Below are 992 nucleotides of genomic sequence, written 5' to 3' on the forward strand. Positions count from 1 at the left end.
GCCCAGGTCGCCTCCGGCACCGGCGGGGCGCGGCGCCTCGCCGGGATGACCACCGTCTCCAGCCCGGCATAGGCCAGCGCCTCGGGCCGGCTGACCTCGCCGAGCGAGGTGCCCTTGGCGGCGAGCGCCGCCCAGAAGGCGTGCTGGCCGCCGTCGGAATAGGTGGTGCGCATCGCCGCCGCCCCGTCCTCGACGAGGGCGGCGATCCGCGCCTCCTCCGCGGCGCGCCGGGTGGCGACGGCGGCTTCCTTGCCTGAGTCCTTCGAGGGCGCGAAGGCGTAGCGCCCGCCCACGACGGAAACCTGAAGTTCCTCCCCCGTGGCCTCGAACCGGTCGGCGCCCGCCTTCAGCTCGCGCCAGAACGCGATGTTCGGGTCGGTGCGGTAGCGCGCCATGTTCTCGGCGGTCATCCGGAACGGGTAGGACTGGAACTGGAACGCAGACTGCCCGCCCTTCAGCGCGTCGCGGGCGATCGCGTAGATCTCGCCCACGGTGTTGTCCATCATCGCGAAGCAGCCCATCGACGAGCATACGCCGTGGACCATCACCGCCGAGCCGGTGCCGCCATGCGCCCGGTCGTAGGCGTTCGGGTAGCCGACGTCGAAGGACAGGTAGTAGTGCGAGTTCGGGTTCATCTGCCGCTGCGGCACGCTGTAGAACCCCTCCGGCGTCTGCCGGTCGCCACTCTTGCGCTTCGGCCCGAGCTGGCCCGACCAACGGCAGATCGGGAACGTCTTGACGTAGACGAAGCGCCCGCCGGCCCCCTTCTTCCACACCTCGATCTCGGATTCCTTCTTGTAGGCCCGGAACAGCACCGGAGCCTGCGGGCTCGTGCCCTTGGCCGCCATCAGCGCGAGGGTGGCGCCCGGGATCGGCGCCTCGGCCTTGGCGTTCTGCGCCGACGCCTGACCCGCGACCAACAGGGCGAGCACGACGGAAAACCCCGACGCGACGAGACCTCTCAGGGGGCGGGCTGGACGCATCGCGGGGCC

The 992-nt window shown here is 71.3% G+C and carries 1 protein-coding gene; it reads right to left on the reverse strand.

Annotated elements, in window-relative coordinates; all coding sequences use genetic code 11:
* Window positions 1-983, reverse strand: a 983-nt coding sequence (locus FV222_RS27275; protein WP_147816260.1) for a murein L,D-transpeptidase family protein, incomplete at its 3' end; no start/stop codon positions are given.
* Window positions 984-992 lie beyond the last annotated feature (9 nt).

The organism is Methylobacterium sp. WL103 (genome assembly GCF_008039885.1).
Lineage (GTDB): Bacteria > Pseudomonadota > Alphaproteobacteria > Rhizobiales > Beijerinckiaceae > Methylobacterium > Methylobacterium cerastii.